Origin of the sequence: Streptomyces sp. NBC_01276, from assembly GCF_041435355.1 — a bacterium.
Taxonomy (GTDB): Bacteria; Actinomycetota; Actinomycetes; order Streptomycetales; family Streptomycetaceae; genus Streptomyces.
Genome location: NZ_CP108442.1, coordinates 4,319,544 through 4,344,319, shown reverse-complemented (window position 1 = coordinate 4,344,319; position 24,776 = coordinate 4,319,544). Strand labels below are relative to the sequence as shown.

Annotated in this window: 23 protein-coding genes; 8 read left to right on the top strand and 15 right to left on the bottom strand. The window is 72.5% G+C overall.

Translation table 11 applies throughout. The features are described 5' to 3' along the window. Positions 1-546 precede the first annotated feature (546 nt). Entirely contained in the window at positions 547-3,072 is a 2,526-nt protein-coding gene (locus OG295_RS19425; RefSeq protein WP_371678006.1) for an ATP-dependent Clp protease ATP-binding subunit, read from the bottom strand. A 451-nt stretch (positions 3,073-3,523) separates the two neighbouring features. On the opposite strand from OG295_RS19425, the gene OG295_RS19420 reads away from it, so the two are divergent. Continuing rightward, positions 3,524-4,105: an SCO3374 family protein gene (locus OG295_RS19420; RefSeq protein WP_371678005.1), complete on the top strand. Its 582-nt coding sequence runs from the start codon at positions 3,524-3,526 to the stop codon at positions 4,103-4,105. On the opposite strand, the gene OG295_RS19415 is transcribed toward OG295_RS19420, so the two are convergent. The 12 genes from OG295_RS19415 to OG295_RS19360 all read right to left on the bottom strand — a co-directional run bounded on the left by OG295_RS19415 (position 4,084) and on the right by OG295_RS19360 (position 13,273). Then, complete coding sequence (locus tag OG295_RS19415) at positions 4,084-4,425, bottom strand: Lsr2 family protein (protein WP_030236840.1); 342 nt, start codon at positions 4,423-4,425, stop codon at positions 4,084-4,086. The genes OG295_RS19420 and OG295_RS19415 overlap by 22 nt on opposite strands. 165 nt (positions 4,426-4,590) lie before the next feature. After that, positions 4,591-5,121, bottom strand: a complete 531-nt coding sequence (locus OG295_RS19410) for an amino-acid N-acetyltransferase (RefSeq protein WP_371678004.1) — start codon at positions 5,119-5,121, stop codon at positions 4,591-4,593. A gap of 9 nt (positions 5,122-5,130) precedes the next feature. After that, positions 5,131-5,577 (bottom strand): BlaI/MecI/CopY family transcriptional regulator, encoded by a 447-nt coding sequence (locus OG295_RS19405; protein WP_371678003.1) that lies wholly within the window; start codon positions 5,575-5,577, stop codon positions 5,131-5,133. Positions 5,578-5,682: 105 nt separating this feature from the next. After that, on the bottom strand, positions 5,683-5,850 hold the full coding sequence (locus OG295_RS19400; protein ID WP_371678002.1) for a hypothetical protein: 168 nt from the start codon (positions 5,848-5,850) through the stop codon (positions 5,683-5,685). A 14-nt stretch (positions 5,851-5,864) separates the two neighbouring features. Beyond that, positions 5,865-6,518, bottom strand: a complete 654-nt coding sequence (locus tag OG295_RS19395; protein WP_371678001.1) for a hypothetical protein — start codon at positions 6,516-6,518, stop codon at positions 5,865-5,867. Positions 6,519-6,598: 80 nt separating this feature from the next. Beyond that, a complete protein-coding gene (locus tag OG295_RS19390) occupies positions 6,599-6,790 on the bottom strand; it encodes a DUF397 domain-containing protein (protein ID WP_266839824.1) in 192 nt (63 codons plus the stop codon). Positions 6,791-6,918: 128 nt separating this feature from the next. After that, the gene (locus tag OG295_RS19385) at positions 6,919-7,671 is read right to left on the bottom strand and encodes a GntR family transcriptional regulator (RefSeq protein WP_371678000.1); all 753 of its coding nucleotides are present in this window, start codon (positions 7,669-7,671) and stop codon (positions 6,919-6,921) included. A 139-nt stretch (positions 7,672-7,810) separates the two neighbouring features. Then, positions 7,811-8,620 carry a type III pantothenate kinase gene (locus OG295_RS19380; protein WP_266839828.1) on the bottom strand — a complete coding sequence of 270 codons (810 nt, stop codon included), beginning with the start codon at positions 8,618-8,620 and terminating at the stop codon, positions 7,811-7,813. Positions 8,621-8,623: 3 nt separating this feature from the next. Beyond that, complete coding sequence (gene nadC, locus OG295_RS19375) at positions 8,624-9,592, bottom strand: carboxylating nicotinate-nucleotide diphosphorylase (RefSeq protein ID WP_371677999.1); 969 nt, start codon at positions 9,590-9,592, stop codon at positions 8,624-8,626. A 2-nt stretch (positions 9,593-9,594) separates the two neighbouring features. Next, positions 9,595-11,346: an L-aspartate oxidase gene (locus OG295_RS19370; RefSeq protein ID WP_371677998.1), complete on the bottom strand. Its 1,752-nt coding sequence runs from the start codon at positions 11,344-11,346 to the stop codon at positions 9,595-9,597. Next, the gene (panC, locus tag OG295_RS19365) at positions 11,343-12,341 is read right to left on the bottom strand and encodes a pantoate--beta-alanine ligase (RefSeq protein WP_371677997.1); all 999 of its coding nucleotides are present in this window, start codon (positions 12,339-12,341) and stop codon (positions 11,343-11,345) included. The genes OG295_RS19370 and panC overlap by 4 nt, the downstream gene beginning before the upstream one ends. Next, positions 12,338-13,273 carry a Rossmann-like and DUF2520 domain-containing protein gene (locus OG295_RS19360; RefSeq protein ID WP_371677996.1) on the bottom strand — a complete coding sequence of 312 codons (936 nt, stop codon included), beginning with the start codon at positions 13,271-13,273 and terminating at the stop codon, positions 12,338-12,340. Before OG295_RS19360 ends, panC begins: the two co-directional genes overlap by 4 nt. A gap of 109 nt (positions 13,274-13,382) precedes the next feature. Between OG295_RS19360 and OG295_RS19355 the strand changes: the two genes are divergently transcribed. Then, a complete protein-coding gene (locus OG295_RS19355) occupies positions 13,383-14,504 on the top strand; it encodes a low specificity L-threonine aldolase (RefSeq protein ID WP_371677995.1) in 1,122 nt (373 codons plus the stop codon). A gap of 46 nt (positions 14,505-14,550) precedes the next feature. Here OG295_RS19355 and OG295_RS19350 read toward each other — a convergent pair whose 3' ends face one another. Next, positions 14,551-14,760, bottom strand: coding sequence for a hypothetical protein (locus OG295_RS19350; protein WP_371677994.1), 210 nt, complete (start codon positions 14,758-14,760; stop codon positions 14,551-14,553). A 166-nt stretch (positions 14,761-14,926) separates the two neighbouring features. Here OG295_RS19350 and OG295_RS19345 point away from each other — a divergent pair, with 166 nt between their 5' ends. Together OG295_RS19345 and OG295_RS19340 are read left to right on the top strand one after the other, a co-directional pair. Then, the gene (locus OG295_RS19345; protein WP_371677993.1) at positions 14,927-16,051 is read left to right on the top strand and encodes a DUF5937 family protein; all 1,125 of its coding nucleotides are present in this window, start codon (positions 14,927-14,929) and stop codon (positions 16,049-16,051) included. 159 nt (positions 16,052-16,210) lie between these two features. Continuing rightward, positions 16,211-17,764 (top strand): M28 family metallopeptidase, encoded by a 1,554-nt coding sequence (locus OG295_RS19340; protein ID WP_371677992.1) that lies wholly within the window; start codon positions 16,211-16,213, stop codon positions 17,762-17,764. Between the two features lie 69 nt (positions 17,765-17,833). On the opposite strand, the gene OG295_RS19335 is transcribed toward OG295_RS19340, so the two are convergent. Next, positions 17,834-18,655 carry a hypothetical protein gene (locus tag OG295_RS19335; protein WP_371677991.1) on the bottom strand — a complete coding sequence of 274 codons (822 nt, stop codon included), beginning with the start codon at positions 18,653-18,655 and terminating at the stop codon, positions 17,834-17,836. Positions 18,656-18,975: 320 nt separating this feature from the next. Between OG295_RS19335 and OG295_RS19330 the strand changes: the two genes are divergently transcribed. From OG295_RS19330 to OG295_RS19315, 4 genes are all read left to right on the top strand, one after another. Further along, positions 18,976-20,160, top strand: a complete 1,185-nt coding sequence (locus tag OG295_RS19330; RefSeq protein WP_371681234.1) for a CapA family protein — start codon at positions 18,976-18,978, stop codon at positions 20,158-20,160. Positions 20,161-20,276: 116 nt separating this feature from the next. Further along, positions 20,277-22,517 carry a cache and HAMP domain-containing protein gene (locus OG295_RS19325; protein ID WP_371681233.1) on the top strand — a complete coding sequence of 747 codons (2,241 nt, stop codon included), beginning with the start codon at positions 20,277-20,279 and terminating at the stop codon, positions 22,515-22,517. 6 nt (positions 22,518-22,523) lie between these two features. Then, positions 22,524-24,266 carry a poly-gamma-glutamate synthase PgsB gene (pgsB, locus tag OG295_RS19320; RefSeq protein ID WP_371677990.1) on the top strand — a complete coding sequence of 581 codons (1,743 nt, stop codon included), beginning with the start codon at positions 22,524-22,526 and terminating at the stop codon, positions 24,264-24,266. Continuing rightward, positions 24,263-24,745 (top strand): poly-gamma-glutamate biosynthesis protein PgsC/CapC, encoded by a 483-nt coding sequence (locus OG295_RS19315; RefSeq protein WP_359941323.1) that lies wholly within the window; start codon positions 24,263-24,265, stop codon positions 24,743-24,745. The genes pgsB and OG295_RS19315 overlap by 4 nt, the downstream gene beginning before the upstream one ends. Positions 24,746-24,776: the final 31 nt, after the last annotated feature.

The window sequence follows — 24,776 nt, the reverse complement described above, 5'->3', positions numbered from 1 at the left end:
CCGGCGCTGCGACCGTGGGCCGTGGCTGCCGGGCTTGCTCAACCTTGGTAACCCGGGCCTCCCGGCTTCCCCAAACACCCCTTTTACTACCCGGGCTCGTAGGAACGGCTGGGCTTTCGGACCTGTTGACGGGCTCCCTACTGCGACGGAGTGGGGACAAAACGGGCGGCGAAATCTACGAGTCGTTCTAGTAGGTCCGTTTTGCCCTGTGCCGCTTGTCACCGGCGCCGAAGGGCCCAAGTGGCCTGCGTCACCGGCCTCCAGGCCCCTCCGGGGGACCGCACCCGCCCGGGGGCCCGGCCGGGACACCTGCACGGGATCCCCGTACCGGGCCCCCGGGGCCCGGAACCCGCCCCTCAGCGCCCCTCAGCGCCCTCAGGGGCCCGGAGGCGGCCGGGGCGGCCCGGGGCGGGCACGGGCGCGGTGCGCGGCCCCGGAGCCCCGCCGACGGCCTCGTGGGGCCGCCCGGGGCGGGGCACGACGAAGGGGCGCCCCCGGGAGGTGATCCCGGGGGCGCCCCTTCGTACTACGGCCTGCCGCCGGCGCTTACGCGCCCTTGGACAGGTCCGGGCCGGAGCCCGTGGCCTCGATCGGGGGGAGGTCGGGCAGCGCCGACTTCTCCTCGCCGCGGAAGGTGAACTTGGCTTCCTCGCCCTCGCCCTCCACGCCGACGACCACGATGTGACCGGGACGCAGCTCGCCGAAGAGGATCTTCTCCGACAGCAGGTCCTCGATCTCGCGCTGGATGGTCCGGCGCAGCGGGCGCGCACCCATGATCGGGTCGTAGCCGCGCTTGGCCAGGAGCATCTTCGCCTCACCGCTGAGCTCGATGCCCATGTCGCGGTCGCGGAGTCGCTCGTCCACCTTGGCGATCATCAGGTCGACGATCTGGATGATGTCTTCCTGGCTGAGCTGGTGGAAGACGACCGTGTCGTCGACGCGGTTCAGGAACTCGGGCCGGAAGTGCTGCTTGAGCTCTTCGTTGACCTTCGCCTTCATCCGGTCGTAACCGGTCTTGACGTCGCCCTGGGCGGCGAAGCCCAGGTTGAAGCCCTTGGAGATGTCCCGCGTACCCAGGTTGGTCGTCATGATGATGACCGTGTTCTTGAAGTCCACGACCCGGCCCTGGGAGTCGGTCAGGCGACCGTCCTCCAGGATCTGGAGAAGGGAATTGAAGATATCCGGGTGCGCCTTCTCGACCTCGTCGAAGAGGACGACGGAGAACGGCTTCCGGCGGACCTTCTCGGTCAGCTGGCCGCCCTCTTCGTAGCCCACGTAGCCGGGGGGCGAACCGAAGAGGCGGGAAACCGTGTGCTTCTCGCTGAACTCCGACATGTCGAGGGAGATCAGCGCGTCCTCGTCACCGAAGAGGAATTCGGCGAGCGTCTTGGACAGCTCGGTCTTACCGACACCGGACGGACCGGCGAAGATGAACGAGCCACCGGGACGCTTCGGGTCCTTCAGACCCGCACGGGTGCGGCGGATGGCCTGGGAGAGCGCCTTGATGGCGTCCTTCTGGCCGATGACGCGCTTGTGGAGCTCGTCTTCCATGCGCAGGAGGCGGGAGGACTCCTCCTCCGTGAGCTTGAAGACGGGAATGCCGGTCGCGGTCGCGAGGACTTCGGCGATGAGCTCGCCGTCGACCTCGGCGACGACGTCCATGTCGCCGGCCTTCCATTCCTTCTCGCGCTTGGCCTTCGCGGCGAGCAGCTGCTTCTCCGAATCACGGAGGGAAGCCGCCTTCTCGAAGTCCTGGGAGTCGATGGCCGACTCCTTGTCGCGGCGCACGGCCGCGATCTTCTCGTCGAACTCACGGAGGTCCGGCGGCGCGGTCATCCGGCGGATGCGCATCCGGGAGCCGGCCTCGTCGATCAGGTCGATCGCCTTGTCCGGCAGGAAGCGGTCCGAGATGTACCGGTCCGCCAGCGTCGCCGCCTGGACGAGGGCCTCGTCCGTGATGGAGACGCGGTGGTGGGCCTCGTAGCGGTCGCGCAGGCCCTTGAGGATCTCGATCGTGTGGGGGAGGGAAGGCTCCGCCACCTGGATCGGCTGGAAGCGGCGCTCAAGGGCCGCGTCCTTCTCAAGGTGCTTGCGGTACTCGTCCAGCGTCGTGGCACCGATGGTCTGGAGCTCACCACGGGCCAGCATGGGCTTCAGGATGCTGGCGGCGTCGATCGCGCCCTCGGCGGCACCCGCACCCACGAGGGTGTGGAGCTCGTCGATGAACAGGATGATGTCGCCGCGGGTGCGGATCTCCTTGAGGACCTTCTTCAGGCGCTCCTCGAAGTCACCGCGGTAGCGGGAACCGGCGACCAGGGCACCCAGGTCCAGGGTGTAGAGGTGCTTGTCCTTGAGGGTCTCGGGCACCTCGCCCTTGACGATCGCCTGGGCCAGGCCCTCGACGACGGCGGTCTTGCCGACGCCGGGCTCGCCGATGAGGACCGGGTTGTTCTTGGTCCGGCGGGACAGCACCTGCATGACCCGCTCGATCTCCTTCTCGCGCCCGATGACCGGGTCGAGCTTGGATTCGCGGGCCGCCTGGGTGAGGTTGCGGCCGAACTGGTCGAGGACCAGCGAGGTCGAGGGGGTGCCCTCGGCCGGGCCACCCGCGGTGGCCGACTCCTTGCCGCCCCCGGTGTAGCCGGAGAGCAGCTGGATGACCTGCTGCCGGACCCTGTTCAGATCGGCGCCCAGCTTCACGAGGACCTGGGCGGCGACGCCCTCGCCCTCGCGGATCAGGCCGAGCAGGATGTGCTCGGTGCCGATGTAGTTGTGGCCGAGCTGGAGGGCCTCGCGGAGCGAAAGCTCCAGGACCTTCTTCGCCCGCGGGGTGAAGGGGATGTGGCCGGACGGGGCCTGCTGCCCCTGACCGATGATCTCCTCAACCTGCTGGCGAACAGCCTCGAGCGAAATCCCGAGGCTCTCCAGGGCCTTAGCGGCGACACCCTCACCCTCGTGGATCAAGCCCAGGAGGATGTGCTCGGTGCCGATGTAGTTGTGGTTGAGCATCCGGGCTTCTTCCTGAGCCAGGACGACAACCCGCCGCGCGCGGTCGGTGAACCTCTCGAACATCGTTTATCGCTCCTCAGAGCGGTCGGGCAGTTCGGGGTCGGTCCCCGCCCTGTCCTTCCGCATGCTAGTCCCGCGGGACGGGACAGCTCATTCCAACTGCCGACATCCGTCCACGGCTCACCCCCACGTCGGTGAGGAAAACCGGCTGTAAGAGCCGACTACTGCTCCAACCCGATGGTGCGAGACGATGTTCCCGCAGGCCAGGCAGATACCCGTCACACGTGTACGCCGATGGCGAACGGGAGCCGCTCAAATCAGCGTGTCGCCCCGATCCACTAGGAATGTCTTACCCGTAAGGACTGACACTCCATGCCCCCGGGCACACGTCCCTCCGCTACGGGCGAACACGCTTGTGTCCCGAATGTGGGACTCCGCCCGGCGGACCTTTACGCTCCGCACCGGATCGGCCGCACTCCGTAACCCCGCGGCGCGGGGCGGAGTTGCTCCGGTCATGCCCCTCACCGCCGCGAGTGCCGTCTCCTCGCCCCGCGTCCCGCCCGAGGAGGACGTCCGCTCCTGGTACGAGCGGGTGCTCGGCTGGGCCGTCGTCGGCGGGCCGCCCGGCCGGCTGGTCACCGGGACCCGGTTCGACGTGCTGGAGGTGCCGGCCGACGCCGGTGCCGCCCTGCTGCGCCGCCCGGTCGCCACCGGCCCGGTGGCGCTGGCCGGGGGCCGGATGGGCTTCCTGGTGGCCCCGGGGGCCGCGGAGGAGCTGGACGGGCTCCTCGACTGGCTGGAGTGGGGCGGGGTGGCGCTGGAGCTCACCGCCCTGGGTGCCGGGGACGGGATCGCCGCCCCCGTGCCGCCGGGGCGGAACGGGAGGGAAAGCCCTCGGGGGGCCGCCGTCTGGCTGCGGCCCCCCGAGCTGGGGTGCGAGGCGTCACTGCCTGCCCTGCCCGGTCCGGGGCAGGGCCACCGTCCCGGACAGCGGGCCTGCGGGCCCGACCTCGTACGCCTGGTGGCCGCGGCGGCGACGGAATGTCACCGGGCACGGCTGCGAAGGCGTACGCCTCAGCCCTTGGCCTTTTCGTAGGCCTCGCGGATGTCGGCGGGGACACGGCCGCGGTCGTTCACGTTGTAGCCGTTCTCCTTGGCCCACGCGCGGATCTCGGCGGTGTCCGGATTGCCGGCCGACGCGGCGGCGCGACCACCCTTGGCACGGCCCGCGGAGACGCGTCCGCCGGTGCGGCGGCCGCCCTTGGTGTACGGGTCGAGCAGCCCGCGGAGCTTTTCAGCGTTGGCGGTGGTGAGGTCGATCTCGTAGGTCTTGCCATCCAGAGCGAACGTCACGGTCTCGTCCGCCTCGCCACCGTCGAGGTCGTCGACAAGAAGGACCTGAACCTTCTGTGCCACCGGATTTCCTTTCATCGAAAATGCAGTACGCGGAAAGGAAACCGCTTTTGCCTGGAAAACACAAACCCCCGGTGAGAGGTTCAGGGCCTCAACAAGGCGGGAAACGTACGCGATTCGGACATAGGCCTCAGGCCTGCTGCGGCCCGGAAAAGCGGCCGTGATCGATCAGAGGTGCAGAAGCATCCGGCTGTTGCCCAAGGTGTTCGGCTTCACTCGTTCGAGACCGAGGAACTCCGCGACTCCCTCGTCATAGGAACGCAGGAGCTCCATGTAGACATCGGTCTCCACCGGGGTCTCGCCGATCTCGACGAAGCCGTGCTTCGCGAAGAAGTCCACTTCGAAGGTCAGGCAGAATACCCGGCTGACCCCGACCAGGCGGGCGGTCTCCAACAACTTGGCGAGCACCCGATGTCCGACGCCGGCTCCCAAGAGGTCCCGGTCGACGGCGAGAGTGCGGACTTCGGCGAGGTCTTCCCACATGACGTGCAGAGCCCCGCAGCCGACGACCTGGCCGTCGGAGTCGCGTTCCGCGACCCAGAACTCCTGGATGTCCTCGTAAAGGACCACGGGGGCTTTGTCGAGGAGGATCCGCTGCTGCACGTACTGGTCGAGCAGGCGGCGCAGCGCCGGAACATCACGGGTGCGCGCGCGGCGGATGGTCACTGTTTTCGCGTCTGCGGTGGAAAGCTCTCCCATACCCGGACGCTATCGCCCCGGGGCGGTGGGCTGCTCGCCGGACTCCCCTTCGGCTTCGGCGGGGCCGGCGTCGGGGGCGGGAGCGGCCTCGGCGTCGTCGTGCTGGACGATCCGGATGGCGTCGCGGAGGGCTTCCCGCTGTTCCTGGGACATCATCCCGAAGAAGGCCACGAGGGCGGCCGCGGGGCTGTCACTGGTCGACCAGGCTTCGTTCATCAGTGCGGCCGAGTAGGCGGCGCGGGTGGAGACCGCCGTATATCGATAGGCGCGGCCTTCGGCTTCCCGGCGGACCCAGCCCTTCTGATGGAGATTGTCCATAACGGTCATGACCGTGGTGTACGCGATGGACCGTTCCTGCTGGAGGTCCTCCAGGACTTCCCGAACGGTGACCGGGCGGTTCCACTGCCACACCCGCGTCATCACAGCGTCTTCGAGTTCTCCCAAGGGGCGAGGCACAACAGCACGATAGTGCGGCTTGGGATGAATTGCCCGACTATTCGGGCGGCAACGCGCGGCCAATACCCGGGCGGGTCCACCCGGGCCACGGCATCGGCGCGCCGGCTACTTCCGCGGCTGGCGGGTGGCCTCGGCGCGGGCGAGGACGGCGTCGACGGCCGCGTCCTCCTTGGCCTTGTTGGATCCGCCCTGGCTCTTCACGATCGTCTTCACGAGCAGGATGAAGAACGTGGCCATCACGATGGGGGGCACGAGCGCGGAGACGTAGTCCATGCCCCCCAGCGTAGCTACCCCACGGCGAGGCCGGCCGCCGGGGGCGGGGTGGGCTTGCGGCGCGGCGGGAAGACCTCGCCCGGGGTCGGGACGGGCCGCGCCGGGCGCTCGGGGTGCCCGGGGTGCCCGGGGTGCCCGGGCCCCTGGGGCTCCTCGGGCGAGGGGGCGGGCCGCGGCCGCTCCGGCTTCGCGCCGGGGTCCGCCGCGCGGGGTTCCCCGCGGCCGCCGGCCAGGGCCAGCAGGCGGGTGCGGGGCGCGGGGGCGGTGCGGAGCCTGCGGCGCACGGACCGCTCGGCGACGCCCTGGGCGCGCTCCAGGACGGCGGCGGCGACCGGGTTGGCCCGCAGGGCGCGCAGGGCGGCGAGGTCGTCGGGCCCGGGCTCGTACCCGGCGGCCAGGGCGTCCTGGAGCAGCTCCAGATAGCCGGAGAGGCTGCCGGGCAGGGCGTCCCGGTAGCGGGCGAGATCGTCGAGCAGGAACGCTCTGAGCCGGCCCGCCTCCAGGACCGCTTCGTCCACCGACGCGGCGAGGCGCAGGCAGTCCTGGACCTCGGAGGGCGTCAGGGGGGCCGTGGAGGGCTGGAGGGCGTGGGCGAGGAGGCGCCTGAGCACGTGCAGCTCGGCGGCGCCGAACGCCATGCCGCCGCGGGATCCGTAAGGCGTGGGCATGGGCCGAAGATACGCGCTAATCGGACAAAATCCCCTGATGGTGCGGGTTCGCGGCGCGGCGGAGGGCCGCGCCGCCCCGTTCAGCCGGTCCGCTTCACCGAGCGGACGAAGTCGGCCCAGGCGGCGTGGGTGGTGGCCATCACCAGGTGCGCGGGGTCGGCCCGGTCGGCCACCCGGACGAGCGTGCCGGGGGCGGCCGCCACGTAGACGCAGGCGTCTCCCTCGCCGCAGTGGGACGACTTCCGCCAGTCGGGCCGGGCGTTAGCGGTCATGGTGTCTCCTCCGCCGTGAACGGGGTCGCGGCCTCGTGGACCGCGGTCTCTCAAGCGCGACGCTATCCCCGCCGGAGGCGTACTCCAGCCATTTCCGTGAAAAATCGCGCGGAAATCACGGCCGGATCTCAGTCCACGGGGAAGGCGTACGCGATCTCGTAGCGGGAGTCGGGGATGACGAGGTCGGCGGTCTCCACCGGGCGTCCGTCGACGTCGATGTACGTGCGCTCGATCTCGGTGATCAGCGAACCGAGGCTGATCCCGAGGAGGTTGGCCTGGTTCTGGTCGGCGCGGGAGGGCCGCGGGACCTCCACCACGGAGGCCACGGTGATGCCGATGGACCGCATCCGCGCCACGACCCCGGCGCCGCGCATCTCGCCCTCCTCGGGCAGCACGATCGGGGTGCCCGAGGTGATCTCCAGCGGCTCCCAGGACTCGGAGAGTTCGGCGGGGCTGCCGTCGGCCATGAACTCGTAGCGGGTCATCACGCAGGGGGCGCCGGGCTCGATGGCCAGCCGGGCGGCGATGCGTTCGGGCGCCGGGGCCTGCGGGACGGTCCGGGAGTCCCAGGACGCGGCGATGCCGTGCGCGGCGGCCTCGGAGCGGAAGGTGTTGCCGGCGCCGGGCACGCGGCGGCGGGTGCGGAGCATCCGCATGCGCCGGCGCGGGGTGCGCACGTAGGTGCCGGAGCCGGCCCGGCCTTCGAGGAAGCCCTCGATGATCAGCTGCTCCATCGCCCGCTGGGTGACGCTCTGCCCGACGGCGTATTCGTCCGCGAAGCGGGCGCGGGAGGGAAGCTTGTCGCCGACCGCCCACTCGCCCGCCTCTATGCGGGACCGGAGCGAGTCGACCACCTGCAAGTACGGGGAAACACGGGGCATTTGGGCCGTCCTGTGCCGTCTCGGCGGTGCCGCCTGCGAGCGAGTGCGTCCGACGCCGACAAGCTAACCGATCAGGTTGAAGCTGAGGATTCGGCCTGACGGTGCGTGCCTCCGCCCGTGCGGGCGGAGGCCGCCGCCGTCACTCGAAGTTCGGCGCGTTGCGCTCGTAGACCAGCCGCAGGCCGATCAGCGTCAGCCACGGCTCGTGGTCGTCGATCACCGACGCCTCGCCGAGGACGATCGGCGCCAGTCCGCCGGTGGCGATGACGCGGACGTCCGCCGGGTCTCCCGCGGGCCCGGCGAGCTCCTTGGCCATGCGCGTGACGATCCCGTCGACCTGGCCGGCGAAACCGTAGACCACGCCCGACTGCATCGCCTCGACCGTGGACTTGCCGATCACGTTGCGCGGACGGGCCAGCTCGATCTTGCGGAGCTGCGCGCCGCGCACGCCGAGCGCCTCCATCGAGATCTCGATGCCCGGGGAGATCACCCCGCCGACGTACTCGCCCTTCGCGGAGACCGCGTCGAAGGTGGTCGCCGTGCCGAAGTCGACGACGATCGCCGGTCCCCCGTACAGCTCGACGGCGGCCACCGCGTTGATGATGCGGTCCGCGCCGACCTCCTTCGGGTTGTCCATCAGGATCGGCACGCCCGTCTTGACGCCGGGCTCGACCAGCACCGCCGGGACGTCGCCGTAGTAACGGCGGGTGACCTCGCGCAGCTCGTGCAGGACCGACGGCACCGTCGCGCAGATCGCGATGCCGTGGATCCCGTCGCCGAGCTCGTTGCCGAGCATCGGGTGCATTCCCATCAGGCCCTGCATCAGGACGGCCAGCTCGTCGGCCGTCCGGCGCGGATCGGTCGAGACGCGCCAGTGCTCGACGATCTCGTCCCCGTCGAACAGGCCCAGGACCGTGTGGGTGTTGCCCACGTCGATGGTGAGCAGCACCGCTTACACCGCCTCGCGCAGGTCGAGACCGATGTCGAGGACGGGCGAGGAGTGCGTCAGGGCGCCCACCGCCAGGTAGTCCACGCCGGTCTCGGCGTAGGCGCGGGCGGTGTCCAGGGTGAGGCGGCCCGAGGACTCCAGGACGGCGCGGCCGGCCACGATGGTGACGGCCTCCTCGGTCTCGGGAACGGTGAAGTTGTCGAGCAGGATCAGGTCGGCGCCCGCGTCCACGACCTCGCGGACCTGGTGCATGGTGTCGACCTCGACCTCGACGGGAACGTCCGGGAAGGCCTCGCGGACGGCCTTGAAGGCCTGGGCGACGCCGCCCGCGGCGACGACGTGGTTGTCCTTGACCAGGGCCGCGTCCGACAGGGACATGCGGTGGTTGACGCCGCCGCCGCAGCGGACCGCGTACTTCTCCAGCGAGCGCAGGCCCGGCGTGGTCTTGCGGGTGTCGCGGACCCTCGCCTTCGTGCCATCGAGGACGTCGGCCCAGCGGCGGGTGGCGGTCGCGATGCCGGAGAGGCGGCACAGGATGTTCAGGGCGCTGCGCTCGGCGGTCAGCAGGTCGCGGGTGCGGGCGCGGACGGACAGCAGCAGCTGCCCGTCCTCGACCTTGTCGCCGTCCTCGGCGTGCCGCTCGACCTCGAAGGCCTCGGTGCACACCACGGAGAGCACGGCCTCGGCGATGCGCAGCCCGGCCACGACGCCGGCCTCGCGGGCCACGAAGTCCGCGATGGCCTCGGCGTCCTCGGGGACGGTGGCGACGGTGGTGACGTCGACCCCGCCGTCCAGGTCCTCGGACAGCGCCATGTGCGCGATGTCCTCGACCTCGATCGGGTCCAGGCCCGCGTCCACCAGCAGCTGGGCCAGCGCCGGGTCGAGGCCGGTCTCCTCGCCCTCGCCGCAGCCGCAGTCGTCGCCGCAGCCGCCTTCGTTCTGGTCGATCAGGGGGAGTTCGGGGGTGCTCACGGTCACTGCTCCAGGCTCTGGGGGGTGAGGGGGACGTCCACGGACGGGAAGTCCGCGGAGTCGGTGGGGACGACGACCAGGGCCCGCCGCTCGGTCGCCGACAGCCGGACGACGAGGTGACGGCGCCAGGCGGCGTCGTCCCGGTCGGGGTGGTCCTCGCGCCAGTGGCAGCCGCGGGTCTCGGCGCGCCGCTGCGCGGCGGCGACCAGGACGCGGGCCACGCACAGCAGGTTGGTCGCCTCCCAGGTCTCCACGCCCGGGACGGCGGTCTTGCCGTGGGCCTCCAGCTCGCCCAGGGCCGTCGTGTAGAGGGTCTCCAGCGCGGCCGCAGCCGCGCTCAGGGACTCGGCGGAGCGCAGTACGCCCGCGCCCTGCGTCATGATGCGCTGGATCTCGTGGCGCGCCTCGGCGGGCTGGAGCGGGCCGGTCGCGGGAACCGGGATGCCCGGTCCGTTGCCGGCGGGGGCGCTGCCCAGGATGTCGTCGGCGATCCGCTCGGCGAAGACCAGGCCCTCCAGCAGGGAGTTGGAGGCCAGCCGGTTCGCCCCGTGCACGCCGGTGCAGGCGACCTCGCCGCACGCGTACAGGCCGGGGACGGTGGTGCGGCCGTGCAGGTCGGTGCGTACGCCGCCGGAGGCGTAGTGCGCGGCGGGCGCGACCGGGATCGGCTCGGTCACCGGGTCGATGCCGTGGGCGCGGCAGGCGGCCAGGATCGTCGGGAAGCGGTTCTCCCACATCTCGGCGCCGAAGTGCCGGGCGTCCAGGTACATGTGCAGCGTGCCGCGCTCCTGCATGCGGCGCGTGATGCCCTTGGCGACGATGTCGCGCGGGGCCAGTTCGGCCAGCTCGTGCTGCCCCACCATGAAGCGGACCCCGTCGGCGTCGACCAGGTGGGCGCCCTCGCCGCGGACCGCCTCCGAGACCAGGGGCTGCTGGCCCTCGGCGTCGGACCCGAGGAAGAGGACGGTGGGGTGGAACTGGACGAATTCGAGGTCGGACACCTCGGCCCCGGCGCGCAGTGCCAGTGCCACGCCGTCGCCGGTGGACACCGACGGGTTGGTGGTGGCGGAGAACACCTGGCCCATGCCGCCGGTCGCGAGGATCACGGCGGGCGCGTGGACGGCGCCGACGCCGTCGTGCTGGCCCTCGCCCATGACGTGCAGGGTGACGCCGGCGGTGCGGCCCCGCGCGTCCTGGAGGAGGTCCAGGACGAGCGCGTTCTCGACGGTCTCGATGCCCGCCGCGTGGACGGCCTCGACCAGGGCGCGGGAGATCTCGGCGCCGGTGGCGTCGCCGCCGGCGTGCGCGATGCGGCGCCGGTGGTGGCCGCCCTCGCGGGTCAGCTCTATCTCGCCGGTGTCGGCGGAGGTGTCGAAGACGGCACCGGTCGCGATGAGCCGGCGCACCGCGTCCGGGCCCTCGGTGACCAGGAGCCGCACGGCCGCCTCGTCGCACAGGCCCGCACCCGCGACGAGGGTGTCCTCCAGGTGCTGCTCGGGCGTGTCGCCCTCGCCGAGGGCCGCGGCGATGCCGCCCTGGGCCCAGCGGGTGGAGCCGTCGTCCAGGCGCGCCTTGGTGACCACGACCGTACGGCGGCCCGCCGCGGCGCAGCGCAGCGCGGCGGTCAGGCCCGCGACGCCCGAGCCGACGACCACGACGTCCGCCTCGACGGCCCAGCCGGGGGCGGGGGCGTGGAGCCGTATGCCGGTGCCGCCGGTGCCGCCCGCCGGGATGCCTCTGCCTGTGGTGCTCACGCGTGTGCTCCGAACTCCAATGGGATGTTGTCGATCAGCCGGGTCGCGCCGACCTTCGCCGCGACGGCCAGCACGGCCTGACCGGTGAAGTCGGGGCCGACGTCGGTGAAGTCCTGCGGGTCCACCAGGGCCAGGTAGTCCAGGACCAGCGGCGGATCGTGCCGGCCCGCGTCGTCCAGGACGTGGCGGGCCGCGGCCCGTACGGCGTCCGGCAGGCCCGAGCCCGCCGCGGAGACGGCGTGCGCGTCCGCGGAGGCCCGGATCTCGCCGAGCCGGGCCAGGCCCGCTGCGCGCTCGTCGCTGGCGGGGGCGGCCTCGGCGCGGGCGCGCAGCGCCGCCTGGGCGGCGAGCCGGTCGCGGCCCGCGAACAGGGCGCGGGACAGGGCAAGGGCGGTGTGCCGTTCGAGGGCCGACAGGTAGCGGTTGCGGGAGGACAGGGCGAGCCCGTCCTCCTCCCGGACGGTCGGCACACCGGCCACGTCGACGGGGAAGTTGAGGTCGGTCACCATGCGCCGGATCAGGGCCAGTTGCTGGGCGTCCTTCTGGCCGAAGAGGGCCAGGTCGGGGCGGGTGAGGTGGAGCAGCTTGGCGACGACGGTGAGCATCCCGTCGAAGTGGCCGGGGCGGGTGGCCCCTTCGAGGCGCTCGCCCATGGGGCCGGCGGCGATCCGCACCTGGGGGGCACCGCCGGGGTAGACCTCGTCGACGGCGGGGGCGAACACGGCGTCGGCGCCCGCCTCCTCGGCGATCCGCAGGTCGGCGTCGAGGGTGCGGGGATAGCGGTCGAGGTCCTCGTTCGCCCCGAACTGGAGGGGGTTGACGAAGACGGTGACCACGACCTGCCCGTCCGGGCCGGCCTGCTCGCGGGCGGTGCGGACGAGGGTGGCGTGGCCCTCGTGGAGGGCGCCCATCGTCATCACGACGGCGCGGCGGCCGGTGCGCGGAAGCTTGTGGAGTTCCTCCGCGGTGTTCAGCAACAGCAGCGGGCCGGTCATCGGGCGCCACCCTCCGGTTCGGCGGTGTCGGCGAGGACACCGAGCAGGTCCTCGGCCAGTTCGGGCTTGAGCAGGCCGTGCGCGAGGGCGCGGTCGGCGGTGGTCCGGGCCATGGCGAGGTACCCGGCGACGGTGGCGGGGGCGTGCTTGCGCAGTTCGGAGACGTGCGCGGCGACCGTACCGGCGTCACCGCGGGCGACCGGGCCGGTCAGCGCCGCGTCCCCGGAGCGCAGGGCGTTGTCGAGGGCCGCGCCGAGGAGGGGGCCGAGCATCCGGTCGGGGTGTTCGACACCGGCGGTGCGGAGCAGCTCCATCGACTGGGCGACCAGGGTGACCAGGTGGTTCGCACCCAGGGCGAGGGCGGCGTGGTAGAGCGGGCGGCTGTCCTCCGCGATCCACTCGGGCTCCCCGCCCATCTCGATGACCAGGGCCTCCGCGGCCAGCCGCAGTTCCTCGGGGGCGGTCACGCCGAAGGAGCAGCCGCCCAGGCGCTGCACGTCGACCTCGGTGCCGGTGAAGGTCATCGCGGGGTGCAGGGCCAGCGGGAGGGCCCCGGCGCGGCGCGCGGGGTCGAGCACGGAGGTCCCGTAGCGCCCGGAGGTGTGGACGAGGAGCTGGCCGGGGCGGACGGCGCCCGTCTCCGCGAGGCCCTCGACCAGACCGGGCAGGGCGTCGTCGGGGACGGTCAGCAGCACCAGCTCGGCCCGCTCCAGCACCTGCGCGGGCGGGACGACCGGTACGTCGGGCAGCATCCGCGCGGCGCGGCGCCGGGAGGCGTCGGAGACTCCGGAGACGGCGACGGGACGGTGCCCGGCCTGCTGGAGCGCGCGGGCCAGCGCGGGGCCTACCCGGCCGGCTCCGACGACGCCGACGGTGAGCCGGGCGGGACGGCCGGACGGATCCCGGGACTCCGTCTGATGGGGTGCGTTCACGCGGGGAATGCCTTCCGTTCCAGTCCGCGGGGGGTACCGGACGATACGCCGCCATGCTAGCCCCTGGGGCCGTGGCGGGGCCGCGCCGACCGGAGGCATGATCGGGCCCATGACCGATGACGAGGAACGCACGAAGCGGCTGGTGGCGGCGGGGCGGGCGGCGGACCGGTCCCTCTCGGGGGGCGGCCGGGACGCGACGGCCGGGGAGCTGCTCGCCGCGCTGGCGCAGGCCCCCTACGACCTGGGACAACCCGCCGACGTGTACGGCGACGGGATCGTCGCCGAGCTGGAGACCCGGGTCGCGGAGCTGCTGGGGACCGAGGAGGCGGCGTTCTTCCCGACGGGGACGATGGCGCAGCAGGTCGCGCTGCGCTGCTGGGCGGGTCGGACCGGGAACCCGGTCGTGGCGCTGCACCCGATGAGCCATCCGGAGCGGTGGGAGGGCGGCGCGCTGCCCGTGGTCTCCGGGCTGCGCACGGTCCACCCGACGGTGGAGCCGCGGCAGCCGACCGCGCAGGAGGTCACCGACCTGGCGGAGCCCTTCGGCACGCTGATGGTGGAGCTGCCGCTGCGCGACCCGGGCTTCCTGCTGCCGACCTGGGAGGAGCTGGAGGAGCTGGTCGACGCGGCCCGGGAGCGGGACGCGGTCGTCCACTTCGACGGGGCCCGGCTGTGGGAGTGCGCGACCCACTTCGGGCGGCCGCTGGCGGAGGTCGCGGGGCTCGCGGACTCCGTCTACGTCTCCTTCTACAAGTCCCTCGGCGGGCTGAGCGGGGCCTGCCTGGCCGGACCCCGGGGCTTCGTGGAGGAGGCCCGCGTCTGGCGCCACCGGTACGGGGGGCAGGTGTTCCGCCAGTTCCCGCAGGCCCTGTCGGCGCTGGCCGGGCTGGAGCGGCAGCTGCCCCTGCTGCCGTCCTGGGTGGCGCAGGCGAAGGTCGTCGCCGCGGCTCTGCGGGAGGGCTTCGAGGAGGCCGGCGTGCCGTGGTTCCGGGTCCACCCGGAGGTGCCGCACACGCACCAGTTCCAGGTGTGGCTGCCGTACGGGGCGGACGGGCTGACGGAGGCGGGCCTGCGCCTCGCGGAGGAGACGGGCACGCTCCTGTTCCGGCGCTGGTCGGCGCAGGGCCCGCCGGGGATGGCGATGACGGAGGTCGAGGTCACGCAGCCGGGGCTGTCCTGGACGGCGGACGACGTCCGGGCGGCGGTACGGGGGTTCGTGGACCGGCTGTAGCAGCCCGGCCGGGCCCCGCCGGGCCTCAGCAGGGCCTCGCCGGGCCTCAGCAGGGCCTCGCCGGGTGGAGGAGGCGGTGGAGGGCCGCGCGCCAGGGGTGGGTGGCGGGGCGGCCGTCGAGGACGGCGCGGAAGCGGGCCTCGGTGCGGACGGACCGCAGGACGGCCCAGTCGTCGCGGCCCGGCGGCGGGGGCTGGGGGGTGCCGTGCTGGGCGGCCCGGTAGCTGTCGAAGAGGTACTGCTCGGTGGCGGTCATGCATCCACCCTCACCCCGTCGGCGGCAACCCGCACGACGATTGACGCTCACCGTCAATCGATGCCTCCCACCTGCACCGGAGCGCCTGCGCCCGTCACCCGGACGGACGGAGCGCAGTGCGTACCCCCGGCTCCGGCGCGGGCCCGTCCGGGGCCAGAATGGGGCGATGAGCGTCACGATCGACATAGCCGGGCTCCCGGCGGAGCGGATCGGTTTCGCGCCGGCTCCGCTCGCCGAGCTCTGTATGGCCCTGCACGCGCTGTCGCAGCCCGCGCACCACCCCGAGCTCCACTCCTGGACGGCCTCCACCAGAGCCTCGCTCGACCCCTGCCTGGCGGACCGGCTGCTCGAAGCCGAGTTCATGTGGCGCAGTTCGTTCTCCGACATCTTCATGGCCTTCGCCGGGATCCCCGGCGGTTCGGGCCGCCCCGGAGCGACCCTGGCCGAGGACCTGGACATCCTCGACCGGATGGACGACGAGCGGTTCGTGATGGCCGCCCTGGAGCACTGCTGGCTCGCGCTCTACAACGAGGGCGGCGGGCCCTCACCGCTGAAGGACCCGGGCGCGCGGGCCAAGGCGCTGGAGGCGGCCGCCGCGCGCGGCCCCCGTCAGCTGGAGTTCTCGCTCCGGCTGCTGGACGACACCGACTCCGTCCGGGTCTGGCTGCGCCGGCTCCTGGAGGACTGCGACGAGGCCTTCTTCGCCGAGACCTGGCGGCGGATAGAGCCCCGGCAGGCGGCGGACACCCGGCACAAGGCGGAGGTGCTGCGCCGCAAGGGTCTGCCGGCGGCGCTGCGGGAGGTGTCCGCGGCGCTGAGCGTGGACGGGGGGCTGACGATGATCACCGCCGACAAGATGGTCAACGGCCAGGCCACGGCCACCGATCCGCGGGTCGGTCCCGGGCTGCTGTTCGTGCCGACGAACTTCGGCTGGCCGCACCTGCTGGTGCTGCACGCGCCCGGCTGGCGCCCGGTGGTGCACTATCCGCTGAACTCGCCCGAACTGGCCCCCGAGCCCGGCTCGGTGGAGCTGCTCGCGCGCCGGATGGAGGCGCTGGCGCACCCGGTGCGGATGATGCTGTGCCGCAGCCTGGCGCGGGCCCCGTACACGACGAGCGAGCTGGCGCGGGTCTACGGGATCACCCCGCCGGAGGTGTCCCGGCACCTGGCGGTGCTGAAGAAGGCCGGGCTGCTGCACGCCCGCCGCCAAGGCCGTTATGTACAGCATCAGTTGGATCTGTCCGCGGTCGCTCGAATAGGTTCCGATTTCATCGAGGGCATTCTCCGCTGACCACTCTTCGGACGGTGGCCGGATTTCGACGGCGCAGAGTCACCGATATGCGGATTTCACAAACCGGAAGCAGTGAAAACCCTGGCGAGGGGGGCCGGTTGGTGCCTAACGTGCGTCCACCACCCGCCCCATTGCACCGCGTGCCGTGAAAGGACCTTCATGCCCTCTCGCCGTATAGCCGCAGCAACCGCCGCACTGGCGGCCGCGGCCCTCGTCTCACCGCTCCTCCTCGCCGGCCCGGCCGGTGCCACCGCAAGCCCGCAGAGCGATGCCGCCAAGGGTGACGCGCTGGCCAGGAAGCTGGTCAAGGAGGCGACCGGCAAGGGTGCCAACAACCACCTGAAGGTCCTCCAGTCGATCGCCGACTACAACAAGGGCACCCGCGTCGCCGGCTCGAAGGGGCACGTCCAGTCCGCCCAGTACGTCGAGGCCGTGCTCAAGGCGGCCGGGTACAAGGTCACGCGCAACGAGTTCGACTTCGTGTACGTCGAGACGATCTCCGAGAAGCTGAAGGTCAACGGCACGGACGGCCGTGACGTCCCGATCAAGCTGATGACGTACACCGCCAGCGGTCCGGCCGAGGGCGTCACCGCGCAGCTCGCGGTCGCCCCGGTCGACGCCGACGGCAGCAACGGCTGCGAGCCCGGCGACTTCGCGGCCGGCACCTTCACCGGAAAGATCGCGCTGGTCAAGCGCGGCGGCTGCACCTTCGCGGTGAAGCAGGCGAACGCGGCGGCGGCCGGCGCGGTGGGCACGATCATCTACAACAACACCGAGGGCGCCCTGAACGGCACCCTCGGCGACGCGAACGCGGGCAAGGTCCCCACCGGCGGCGTCTCCCAGGCGGAGGGCGAGAAGCTGGCCGCCGAGGCGGCGGCCGGCCCGGTTTCGGTCACCCTGGACCTCCGCGAGCTGCGCGAGAACCGCAAGACCTTCAACGTGGTCGCGGAGACCCGGGGCGGCGACGAGAACAACACCGTCTTCCTCGGCGCGCACCTGGACTCGGTGGCGGCCGGTCCCGGCATCAACGACAACGGCTCCGGCTCGGCGGGCATCCTCCAGGTCGCGCAGCGCCTGGCGAGCAGCCAGACGAAGATCAAGAACAAGGTCAAGTTCGCCTGGTGGTCGGCGGAGGAGTTCGGCCTGCTCGGCTCGGAGGCGTACGTCGCCTCGCTGACGCCGGAGCAGAAGAAGCAGATCAAGCTCTACCTGAACTTCGACATGATCGCCTCGCCGAACGCCGCCTACTTCGTCTACGACGGCGACGACTCCGACAAGGTCGGCTCGGGCCCCGGCCCGGAGGGTTCGGCGCAGCTGGAGAAGCAGATCACCGACTTCCTCGACACGCAGAAGATCCCGCACGAGGGCAGTGACTTCACCGGCCGCTCGGACTACGGCCCGTTCATCGAGGCGGGGATCCCCTCCGGCGGTACGGACACGGGCGCCGAGGGCATCAAGACCCCGGAGCAGGCCGCGAAGTTCGGCGGTCAGGCGGGTGTCGCCTACGACGTGAACTACCACGGCAAGGGCGACGACATCAACAACATCGACCAGAAGGCGCTCGACATCAACGTCGACGTCATCGCGAACGCGGTCGGCCACTACGCCTACGACCTGGCCCCGCTGACGCAGCCGGTCACCCCCAAGCCGAGCACCGGCTCGGGCAACGGCGGCGGTCTGCGCCCGGGTCACGACCACGACATCACGCAGTAGGCCGCACGGCACGGCGCAGAAACGGTACACCGCGGCACAGCCGCACGATCACAGCAGCAGCAGGGGCCGTCATCCCGTCGGGGTGGCGGCCCCCGCCGCGTCCGGGGCCTTCACCGCCTCACCGGCCCACCCCTCGGTGACGGTCGCGACCGCCCCGGCGACCTCGGCCAGCCGGCCCGCGTCGGCCCGCACGGAGCGGGCCAGTTCGAGGTGGAGGAATCGGGTACCCCGCTCGGCGGCCAGCCGGCCCTGCTCGTTGCCCCGCCCCGAGAGGCGGCAGTTCGCGGCCCAGGCCCGGCACGGCCTGATCCCGCGGCCCTCCAGCGTCGCGGCGAGCCGCTCCGCGTCGGCGGCGGCCGTGTCGCCGGACCCGGTGGAGACGACGGCTCCGGCGGCGGGGGCGGAGGAGTCGGCGAACCCGTGGAGCTGGATGCCGGGCAGGCCGCGGCGGGTGAGCTCGGTGACCACGGCGTGGAAGACGGAGTCGGTGCGGTGGGCCATGTCGGCCACGTCCCCGGAGGCGGCGGTGTCCTCCTCCTCGGCCCCGCCCGCGTCGGCGCCGAATCCGGATCCCGCCTTGCGGTGGGCCCCGGCCAGGACCATGACCCCGCCGGGGGCGCCGCGCAGCACCTGCGCGCCGAGGCGTTCGGTGTCCTGGTCGGCGATGGGGTGCGGGACCTGGACCGACCAGCGCGGGGGCGCGCCGAGGTCGACGTAGACGCGGCCCCAGCCGCGGTTCGCCGATCCGGGGCGGGCGGCCGCGTCGGCGACCTCGGCGAAGCGGCGGCCGTCCGGTCCGTCGGTGAAGGTGTCGAGGCGGTAGTCCACGTCGGCGAGGCGGGCACGCGCTTTATCGACATTCCCATCAAAAAGGGCCGATATCCCTTCCATGACGGCATCCCGCTCCGCCCGCGTCGGTACGCGATAGCCGCCCGTCACTCCGAATTCGGAGGTGAATCGGGTCACCCTCTCCAGCAAACCCGTGTCCGGGACCACAGGGGAAGGGATGGACGTAGGCCTCTTTTCGGCCACATAAGAGGGCATGAAAGCGACATAAGCGACCCCAGCCATGATCGCTACGCACATGATCGCAACAATCGTTACGTTTTTTGTGAATCTCGCAGTCGTCACTGGCCGAAAATAGCTGAGTGAAATTCGCCCCCGTCCGCCCGGCCTCCTCCCGGAAGCGCGCCGCGCTGCTGGCCCTCCCGCTGAGCCTCTCGCTCGCGGGCTGCGGGCTCCTCGGCGGCACGGAGCGCGGCCCGGCGGGCGGCAGCGGCACGGGCGGCACGGGCGGGGGCCGTTCCTTCACCGTGGCCGCCGCGGGCGACATCCTCATCCACCCCCAGCTGACCGAGCAGGCCGCCCGGGACGCCCGGGCCGCCGGCCACCAGGGCTACGACTTCGACCGGATCATGGCGGGGGTCAAGCCGGTCATCAGCCGGGCCGACCTCGGGATCTGCCACATGGAGGCGGTCCTCGGCAGCCCCGGCGGCCCCTTCCGGGCCTACCCCGACTTCCTCGTCCCCCCGCAGATCGCCAAGACGGTCAAGGCCATCGGCTACGACACCTGCTCCACGGCCTCCAACCACACCCTCGACCACGGCCCCGAAGGGGTCTTCGGCACCCTCGACACCCTCGACCGCGAGGGCCTGCGCCACACCGGCTCCGCCCGCAGCCGGGCCGAGGCCGACACCCCCCTGATCCTGGACGTCAAGGGCGTCAAGGTCGCCCAGATCTCCTTCGCCTTCGGCTTCAACGGGCACGACCTCCCCCCGGACAAGCCCTGGCTGGCGAACCTGACCGGCTTCAAGGCCATCGCCGCCGCCGAGAAGAAGGCCCGCGCGGCCGGCGCCGACGTGGTCGTCCTCTCCATCCACTGGGGCCGCGAGCACCAGCCCGACCCGAGCAACCAGCAGCTGGACCTGGCCCGCCGGATCGCCCGCGAGACCGGGATCAACCTGGTCATCGGCCACCACAGCCACGTCGTCCAGCCGATGGAGAAGATCGGCGGCACCTGGATCGCCTACGGGCTCGGCAACCAGCTCGCCCGCCACGACGTGCCCGGCGGACTGACCGAAGAGGGCGCCATCGGCTGGTTCGAGTTCACCGAACGCGGCGGCACCTGGGACGTGCGGGCCCGCTACGTGCCCACCTTCACCGACATCCCGCCCGACCCGCAGGCCGCCCCCGGCACCGACCCGGCCGCCGCGGCCGCGCAGCCCGTGCGCGACCACCGCCTGGTCGACGTCGCCGAGGCCCTGCGCGGCGACGCGCCGCTCCTGCCGCAGCAGCGCGCCCGCTACCGGCTGGCCTTCGAACGCACCCAGGGCACCCTGCTCAACCGCGGCGCCGCCAAGGACGGACTCCGCGCCCTGCGGGAGCTGCCGGACTGACCCCGTACGTCCCCCCGCCCCTCCCCTCCCGCACCTCCCCCGCCCCCTCCAGGAAGGACCCCGCTGTGGCCGCTTCGCGCACCACGCGGCGGCGCAAGGCCCGCCGCAGGGCCGACATGTCACTCCTCGGTGGCATCAGGCCCCCGATCACCGTGCTGTCGGTACTGCTGCTCGCCCTGGCGGGGTTCACCGCGTTCAGCCTCGGCACCGTCCACGAGGACCGGCTGCCCGAGGCCGTGCTCACCTCGCAGCAGCACTTCGCCGAGGACGGCGCGATCGCCCTGCGCGCCTCCCTGGACGAGAGCGTCACCGACCTCGACCGGGCCGCGGCCCTCTTCTCCACCGGCAAGCCCGTCGCCCCCGACGCCGTCCTCGACCGCATCGGCAGCGTGTACCAGAAGTGGCGCGGCACCGGCGTCGTCGAGATCGGCTCCGGCCGGCTGCTCGCCGCCCGCGGCGAGAACCTCCCGCTGACCGCCATCGACCGCACGAAACTCTCCGGCGCCGACGGCCTGGCCCCCCGCATGGTCAGGATGCCCGGCGGCGAGACCCGGCTGCTGACCCTGTCCCTCCTCAACTGGAAGGACCAGCCCCAGCAACTGCTGGTGGCCTCCAGCAGCCTGCGCTTCCCCGGCATCAGCCTCGGCAGGTTCCGCTCCATCGCCGTCGTCGGCTCCGACGGCGCCGTCCTCAGCAGCGACGGCATCCCCCAGCCCGAGATGGTCGCCGAGAACCAGCGCGCCGACGTCAAGCGCGACACCAAGCAGCTGGCCTCCTTCGCCAAGGCCGCCGCGAAGAAGACCCGCGCCAACCCCCTCACCGCCAAGGAGCCCGGCTCCGGCGGCTTCCCCGGGGTCAGCGGCAGCCTGCTGGGCGGCGAGTCCGGCGGGGACCGCGCCGCCGCCGGTTACGCGGGCCTCGCCGGATCCGAGGCGGGCGCCGGCACCACCGCCACCAGCCTCGACCTCACCGTCGTCGCCATGGTCAACGTGCCGCAGAACCCGGCCCGCACCTCCGACGCCTTCGCCGGAATGGTCCTGGCCGGCGCGCTGCTCCTGGTCGGCGCCCTGGTCGTGGCCCTGCTCGTCGCCACCGTGCAGCGCCCGCTGATCGCCCTCTTCCTCGACAGCCGCCGCCTCACCCGGGGCGACCTCACCCGCCCCGTGGCCGTCCCCCGGGGCGCCGAGGCCGCCCGGATCGCCGCCGCCCTGGAACGGCTGCGCGTCCAGCTGCGCGACGGCGCCCCGGCCGCGCCCGCCGCCCGCGCCCGCCGCAAACGCCGTACGGGCGCCCGTACGCTCCTCGCCCTGTGCGCGGTCCTGCTCCTCGCGTGGTGCCTCCCGCTGGGCCTGCTCGTCAACCGCGCCGGGGACGCCGTCGTCGTACCCCAGCAGCTGGTCAACGACCAGCGCGAACGCACCGACACCCTCAACGACCGGGTCCGCCGCGCCCTCAACGAGGGCCAGGCCGACCTGCTGTCCGTGGCCTCGTCGATGGACGGCGACACCACCCCCGAGCACATGAGCGCGGTCCTGGAGCGCACCGCCGACGAACACGCGCGCTACCAGTCCCTCTACGTCCTGGACCCCTCCGGCAAGATCCTCGCCCGGGCGGGCGGCACCCCGAAGGACGCCGACGGCAAGGGGCCCCGCAAGGACCCGGTGGCCCTCGACGACCGCGGCAAGAGCCCGGTGATCGTCGCGACGGCACCCGTCCCCGGCAAGGCGGGCACGGCCGTCGTCGGCGAGCTGCGTATCGACTTCCTCAACTCCCTCCTCAAGCGGCCCGGCCTCGGGGAGATCCGCGTCGTCGACGCCAAGCACCGGATCATCGCCTCCAACGGCGGCTACCGCGCCTTCCAGAAGCTCGACGACGCACGCCTCGACGCCCTCGTCGACGGCTCCGCCCTCAAGGTCGGCATGGCCCCGCGGCCCGGCAGCGTCCTCTACCGCAGCGGCGGCGACCACGTCATCGCCGCCGCCGCGCCGTTCTCCGGCGGCGGCGCGGCCGGGGACCTGAAGTGGACCGTGGTCAGCTGGCAGTCCGCCAAGGGACTGGCCATCCAGGAGTACAGCCTGCAGAACCGCACCGTCCTCGCCGGACTCCTCGGCTTCGCGGTCGGCGCGGCCTGCCTGGGCTGGCTCCAGATCATCGTGATCGCGCCGCTGCGCGAACTGGCCCGGCGCGCCGAGGCCCTCGCCGACGGCGACCGGCGCACGGTCCTCTACCCGCGCCACCACGACGAGGTCGGCGCCGTCACCCGCAGCCTGGAGATCATCCGGCAGCAGCTCCAGCAGCGACAGCAGCAGCGCAAGCAGGCCGCCGGACAGCCGTCCGCGCCGGCCGGAAGGAACTGATCCGCCGTGCTCTTCCTCTACTGCGTACTGCTCGTCTGCTGCCTGATCATGCTGGTCGCGGGCATCGTCGAGCAGCGCCGGCACTTCTCCAACCTGGACCGGATACCGAACCGGGTGCTGGTCAACGGCATCCGCGGCAAGAGCTCCATCACCCGGCTGTGCGCGGGCGCGCTGCGCGGCGGCGGCCTGACGACGGTGGCCAAGACCACCGGCACGGCCGCCCGGTTCATCCACCCCGACGCCACCGAGGAGCCGGTCTACCGCAAGTTCGGCATCGCCAACGTGGTCGAGCAGATCGGCATCGTGCGGCGCGCCGCCGCCTACCGGCCGGACGCGCTGGTCATGGAGTGCATGGCGGTCATGCCGGCGCTCCAGGAGATCAACCAGTCGAAGCTGATCCAGTCGACCATCGGCGTCCTGTGCAACGTCCGCGAGGACCACGTCGCCGAGATGGGCCCGACCCTCGACGACATCGCACGCTCCCTGTCGCGCTCGATGCCGTACGGCGGGATCTGCGTCACCGCCGAGAAGGAACGGTTCGACGTGCTCCAGGAGGAGGCGGACGCCCGGGACTGCGAGCTGGTCTACGCCGACCCCGACACGGTCTCGGACGAGGAGCTGCGCGGGTTCAGCTGGTTCACCTTCAAGGAGAACGTGGCGATCGCCCTCACCGTCGCCGAACTCCTCGGCGTCGACCGGGCGACGGCCCTGAAGGGCATGTACGAGGCCCCGCCGGACCCCGGCGTGCTGTCGGTCGAGCGGTACCTGGCGCCGGGCGGCAAGCGGCTGCGCTTCGCGAACGTCTTCGCGGCGAACGACCCCGAGTCCACGCTGATGAACATCAACCAGCTGCTGGACCTGGGCGCGGTGGACCGCCCGCTGAACGTGGTGATCAACTGCCGGCCCGACCGGGTCGAGCGCAACGGCCAGATGGGCTCGATCGTCCCCGAACTGCGGCCGGACAAGGTGTTCGTGATCGGGCACCCCGCGAAGAGCGCCATCGACGCGATCCCGGCCGAGTGGCGCGACCGCGCCGTCGACCTCGGCGGTGACCAGCGCGACGGCGAGGAGTTCATGCACGAGCTGCTGGGACACCTCGGGGAGAGCTCCTCTCTGGTGGCCATCGGCAACATCCACGGGCAGGGCGAGGTGCTGCTGGAGCACCTCGCGGAACTCCCGCCGGACGAGTCCGAGCCGGAGCGCGACCCCGCCGGGGAACGGGCGCAGGAGCCCGCCCCGGTCTTCACGCGCCCGCTCGACCCGTACGCGGAGGACCCGTACGCGCAGGACCCCTACGGCCAGGACCCCTACGGCCGGGGCCCCTACGGCCAGGACCCGTACGCGGGAGCCGCACCCGGGCAGCAGCAGTACGCGGGGGCCGGGTACGGGCAGCAGCCGCCCGCCCCGGGCCCGTACCCGCGGCAGCCGTACCCGGGAGCCCCCTCCGCGCAGCAGCCGTACCCGGGGACCCCCTCCGGGCAGCAACCGCACGCGGGGACCCCCTCCGGGCAGCAGCCCCATCCGGGGGTCACCGTCGGGCAGCAGTACGCGAGCGCCGCGTACGGGCAGCAGCCCCACCCGCAGGCCCCGTACGGGGGAGCCCCGCAGGGGCGGGCGCCGCAGCCGCAGCCCCCGCGGCCCGCGCCCGACCCCTACGGCATCGGCGCCGCCACGCCGGTCCCGGCCTGGCCGCAGCAGTCGCCGCAGCAGCAGGTCCCCCCGAACGCCCACCCAGGAGAACCCCGTTGATCCCCGCCGTCCTCACCCCCGAGATCGCCGCGATCGGCATCGCCCTGGGCCTGCTGTTCTCCCTGCTCTGCTACCTCACGACCAACCTCTCCCCCGGCGGCATGATCACCCCGGGCTGGCTCGCGCTCACCCTCATCGAGGACCTCCAGCGCGCCGCCCTCGTGGTCGGCATCACCGTGATGACCTACGTCCTGACCCTGCTCACGCAGAAGTTCGTCATCCTCTACGGCAAGCGCCTCTTCGCCGCCGTCGTCCTCATCGGCGTCCTGCTCCAGGCCACCGTGGTGATCGTGCTCCAGATGGAGTTCCCGCTCCTGTACGCGAACCAGACCCTCGGCTTCATCGTCCCGGGCCTGATCGCCTACCAGCTGGTCCGCCAGCCCAAGGGCGCCACCCTGCTCGCCACCGGCAGCGCCACGCTCATGACGTACGTCGTCCTGACCGCCGGGATCCTGCTCGGCGTCATGCCCGGCGCCTGACGCCCCGCCACACCACCCCTCACCCACCGCC

Bases quoted from the DNA above. Each gene is read 5' to 3' on its own strand.
- OG295_RS19390 (WP_266839824.1), bottom strand. From the start codon at position 6,790: ATGACCGCTAACGCCCGGCCCGACTGGCGGAAGTCGTCCCACTGCGGC.
- OG295_RS19350 (WP_371677994.1), bottom strand. From the start codon at position 14,760: ATGACCGCCACCGAGCAGTACCTCTTCGACAGCTACCGGGCCGCCCAG.
- panC (WP_371677997.1), bottom strand. From the start codon at position 12,341: ATGACCGGCCCGCTGCTGTTGCTGAACACCGCGGAGGAACTCCACAAG.
- OG295_RS19410 (WP_371678004.1), bottom strand. From the start codon at position 5,121: ATGGGAGAGCTTTCCACCGCAGACGCGAAAACAGTGACCATCCGCCGC.
- OG295_RS19385 (WP_371678000.1), bottom strand. From the start codon at position 7,671: ATGCCCCGTGTTTCCCCGTACTTGCAGGTGGTCGACTCGCTCCGGTCC.
- OG295_RS19355 (WP_371677995.1), top strand. From the start codon at position 13,383: ATGACCGATGACGAGGAACGCACGAAGCGGCTGGTGGCGGCGGGGCGG.
- OG295_RS19340 (WP_371677992.1), top strand. From the start codon at position 16,211: ATGCCCTCTCGCCGTATAGCCGCAGCAACCGCCGCACTGGCGGCCGCG.
- OG295_RS19420 (WP_371678005.1), top strand. From the start codon at position 3,524: ATGCCCCTCACCGCCGCGAGTGCCGTCTCCTCGCCCCGCGTCCCGCCC.
- OG295_RS19395 (WP_371678001.1), bottom strand. From the start codon at position 6,518: ATGCCCACGCCTTACGGATCCCGCGGCGGCATGGCGTTCGGCGCCGCC.
- OG295_RS19335 (WP_371677991.1), bottom strand. From the start codon at position 18,655: ATGGAAGGGATATCGGCCCTTTTTGATGGGAATGTCGATAAAGCGCGT.
- OG295_RS19325 (WP_371681233.1), top strand. From the start codon at position 20,277: ATGTCACTCCTCGGTGGCATCAGGCCCCCGATCACCGTGCTGTCGGTA.
- OG295_RS19400 (WP_371678002.1), bottom strand. From the start codon at position 5,850: ATGGACTACGTCTCCGCGCTCGTGCCCCCCATCGTGATGGCCACGTTC.
- OG295_RS19345 (WP_371677993.1), top strand. From the start codon at position 14,927: ATGAGCGTCACGATCGACATAGCCGGGCTCCCGGCGGAGCGGATCGGT.
- OG295_RS19425 (WP_371678006.1), bottom strand. From the start codon at position 3,072: ATGTTCGAGAGGTTCACCGACCGCGCGCGGCGGGTTGTCGTCCTGGCT.